The following is a 3,808-nucleotide window of genomic DNA, read 5'->3' as shown; positions in this document are numbered from 1 at the left end:
AACCCGATGCCTACGGCCACGCGCCCCGCGTGCTGTTCGGCTCGGCGCAGGAACGCCTCCTGCAGGTATGTCTGCCCCGATCCCAGAATCACCACCTGCGCGTCGGTTTCGCGCAGCAGCCACGGCATGACGCCGTGCAACAGCTCGAGCCCCTTCTGCTCCACGAGGCGCGACACGATACCCAGCAGCGGACGCGCCGGGTTCACCTCGAGACCGAGTGCCTGCTGCAGCGCCGCCTTGCACGCGGTTTTGCCCGTGACATCGCCCGCGCGATACGGCGCCGCGAGGTGCCGATCGGTGTGCGGGTCGAAGACGGTCGTATCGATGCCGTTGAGAATGCCCGTGACGCGATCCTGCCGGCTCCGCAGCAGGCCATCGAGCCGCTCACCGTATTCGTTGCCGAGAATCTCCCGGGCATAGGTGGGGCTCACGGTGGTCACCACATCGGCGAACAGGATGCCGCGCGCCATGAAGTTGAACGAATTCGCGAGGCCAACGCCCATGCCGTTCTCCACCAATCCGCCCTCGTGGAGCCCCGCCAGCTGCGCCACGTCGGGATGCACCTGCCCCTGATAGGCGAGGTTGTGGATCGTGAACACCGTCGCGATGTGCCCGAAGGTGTAGGCGTAGTAGCTTTTGAGGTAGTTGATGACCAGCGCGGCGTGCCAGTCGTGGCCATGCACCACATCAGGCTGCCAACCATCCACCTCGCGCAGGTGCTGCATGGCGTCCATGACGCCGCGCGCAAAGAGGATGAAGCGGCGCGCATCGTCGGGCTCGCCATAAATGGCCGCGCGCTCGAACGCGGCGGGGATGTCGAGGAAATACAGGAACTCGTCGTCGATCCCGCGCCAGATGCGCTGCTCTTCGGCCCGGACACCCACCGGGAGGAACGAGGCGCCGATGGGGCCGGTCATGGGCATCTGCTGGTCACGCAAAGCACGATACCGCGGCATGATCACCCGCACGTCGTGTCCCGCGGCGCGCAGGGCAGCCGGGAGCGAACCGGCCACGTCAGCCAGGCCACCCGTCTTCACATAGGGGGCCACTTCGGCGGCCACGAAGAGAACGTTCATACCCTACCTTACGCGAGGCGTGCACCTGACGCAAAACTTCGCACAGGCCGCTTTTTCGAATTCAATGCTTCCCTTCGCTGGAGAAGGATCCCGCATGACGGCGTCGACCCGAGGAACGCTCGCCCGCAGTGCCATGGCCTACGTACTCGCAGGCGGGCGCGGGTCGAGGCTCTACGAGCTCACCGACCGGCGCGCCAAACCGGCAGTGTACTTCGGGGGCAAGACGCGCATCATCGACTTCGCCCTCTCCAATGCCATCAACTCGGGGATCCGCCGCATCGGGGTCGCCACGCAGTACAAGGCGCACAGTCTCATCCGTCATCTGCAGCGTGGCTGGAACTTCCTGCGGCCGGAGCGCAACGAGAGCTTCGATATTCTGCCGGCCTCGCAGCGCGTGAGCGAAACGCAGTGGTATGAGGGGACGGCCGATGCCGTGTACCAGAACCTCGACATCATCGAGGCGTATCACCCCGAGTATATGGTCATCCTCGCTGGTGACCATATCTACAAGATGGACTACGAGCACATGCTGCAGCAGCATGTGAACCAGAATGCCGACGTCACGGTCGGCGTGCTGGAAGTGCCGCGCATGGAGGCCACGGGATTCGGGGTGATGCACGTGGATGAACACGACCGCATCGTCCACTTCCTCGAGAAGCCCAACGACCCGCCAGCCATTCCGGGGCATCCCGACATGGCGCTGGCGAGCATGGGCATCTACGTGTTCAAGACGAGCTTTCTGGCGGAGCTGCTGCGCCGCGACGCGCACGATGCCACCTCGTCGCACGACTTCGGCAAGGATCTCATCCCGTATGTGGTGCAGCACGGTAAGGCGGTGGCGCACCGCTTCAGCAATTCGTGCGTGAAGGCGACCCGCGAGTCGGAGGCCTACTGGCGCGATGCGGGCACCATCGATGCGTACTGGGAAGCCAACATCGACCTCACGTCGGTGCTCCCGGGGCTCGACATGTACGACCACGAGTGGCCGATCTGGACGTATGCCGAAATCACGCCGCCGGCAAAGTTCGTGCACGCCGAGGAGGGGCGGCGCGGGTTTGCGCTCGACTCGCTGGTTTCGGGCGGCTGCATCGTGTCCGGTGCCGGCATCTTCCGCTCACTCCTGTTCACCAACGTGCGGGTGCATTCCTACGCCCACCTCGACGGAGCCGTGCTGCAACCGGATGTCGACGTGGGCCGGGGCGCCCGGCTGACGAACGTCGTGGTGGATCGTGGGGTACGTATTCCTGCCGGCCTCGTCGTCGGCGAGGATCCGTCGCTCGACGCCCAGCGTTTCCGTCGTACCGAGAAGGGCACGGTGCTCATCACCCAACCGATGATCGACCGCCTCACTCCCTGACCGCTCCGCTCATGCCGAACCTCCGCGAGTCGTCGCGTCGCACCGCACTGCTGCTGCTGGCCGGGACCGTCGTGGGGGCAAGCGGCTGCTTCAGCAAGAGTGCGGCCGGGACCTCACAACAGACCGTGCTGCTCCTCGCGAACAACCGCGGGTTCTACGACGTGAACGTGTACGCGGTACGATCGGGACAGACCGCGGGCCGACGGCTGGGGACCGTCACCGGCAATGCGAGTGCGACGCTCAAGGTGCCCATGAGTGAGCTGCAGCCGGGTAACATGCTCGTGGTGCAGGTGCGCTCGGTGGGCGGTCGCTACACCTGGTACAGTCCCGCCGTGCAAATGGGCTCAGGGATCGTCGCGCGTCTCGACGTCGTGCAGACCGCCAACGGATCACTGGGACAAAGCCAGATGTATTCGCAGGTGGTACCGCAGGAGAGCCCCATGCAACCCGCGCCGGAGTAACCGGACAGACTGGCGCGGGTTCAGCGCTTCCAGTGCGCCGTGATGGCGCGACCGATCTGCGCGATCACGGCGTTGCCTTCCGAGTCGGTCCAGTAGCGCGTGTCCACGTTGTCCCTCGTGAGCACACACGCCACGACCCGCGCCGGCAGATACAGCACCCCGCAATCGGTGCGTGACCGGTCCACATCCCCGGTCTTGTGCGCCGCGCGCACGCCGTAGTTGAACCGCATGAGCTTGCTGTCGTCCTCGTTGTGCTCGAGGATCCACAGCATCGTGCTGTCGGCCTTGGCGCTCACGGCCTTTCCCTGCGCCATGAGCGTGAACAGCTGCGCCATTTCGTTGGGCGTCGTCACCCCGAGGCCGTACTTGGCCGAACTGTCCGGCGCCACACTCGCGATGCGCGTCATGCTCCCCGAATGCACCTTCGTGCGCGGGAGCCCGAGCGCTTCCATCTTCTGCCACACCCGGCGGATCTTGATGCGGTCGAGCAGCAGGTTGGTGGCCGTGTTGTCGCTCAACGTGCTCATGAGCCACGCCGCATCCCAGAGCCGCATGGTCATCGGCGTGCGCAGGAACTGCAGCTGTCCGGCACCGCCCACCTTGTCGATGTCAGTGAGCACGAGCGGATCGTCGAGCGTCAACTGTTTCTGCTCGGCGAGGTCGAAGAGCGCCACCAGCACCGGCACCTTGATGAGCGAGGCCGTGGAGAACGGCTCGTCGCCGCGGCGCTCGAGATGCTCGTTGGTCTCGAGATTGGTGATGCTGTAGCCCACCACGCCGCGATGCGCGTCGGCGATGCTGTCGAGCGTGCGCCTGAGCTGCGACAGCGGGGCGGTCACGGGCGCCACCGCCGTCGCGGGCGTGGCGGTCTGGGCGGTGAGGCCGCAAGCAGTCGAGAGCGTGGCGCCGAGCAC

Annotated in this window: 4 protein-coding genes; 2 read left to right on the top strand and 2 right to left on the bottom strand. The window is 65.7% G+C overall.

The window, feature by feature from the left end:
* A partial coding sequence (locus ACIQ6O_RS14165) for a glycogen synthase (RefSeq protein WP_396208431.1) occupies positions 1-1,076 on the bottom strand: 1,076 nt, incomplete at its 3' end.
* Between the two features lie 94 nt (positions 1,077-1,170).
* Between ACIQ6O_RS14165 and glgC the strand changes: the two genes are divergently transcribed.
* A complete protein-coding gene (gene glgC, locus ACIQ6O_RS14160; RefSeq protein ID WP_396208430.1) occupies positions 1,171-2,433 on the top strand; it encodes a glucose-1-phosphate adenylyltransferase in 1,263 nt (420 codons plus the stop codon).
* Between the two features lie 11 nt (positions 2,434-2,444).
* Positions 2,445-2,894, top strand: a complete 450-nt coding sequence (locus ACIQ6O_RS14155; RefSeq protein ID WP_396208429.1) for a hypothetical protein — start codon at positions 2,445-2,447, stop codon at positions 2,892-2,894.
* A gap of 20 nt (positions 2,895-2,914) precedes the next feature.
* Here ACIQ6O_RS14155 and ACIQ6O_RS14150 read toward each other — a convergent pair.
* A partial coding sequence (locus tag ACIQ6O_RS14150) for a serine hydrolase (protein ID WP_396208428.1) occupies positions 2,915-3,808 on the bottom strand: 894 nt, incomplete at its 5' end.

It is taken from the genome of Gemmatimonas sp. (assembly GCF_044345575.1).
Lineage (GTDB): Bacteria > Gemmatimonadota > Gemmatimonadetes > Gemmatimonadales > Gemmatimonadaceae > Gemmatimonas.
This window is presented reverse-complemented; position numbering and strand designations above follow the sequence as displayed.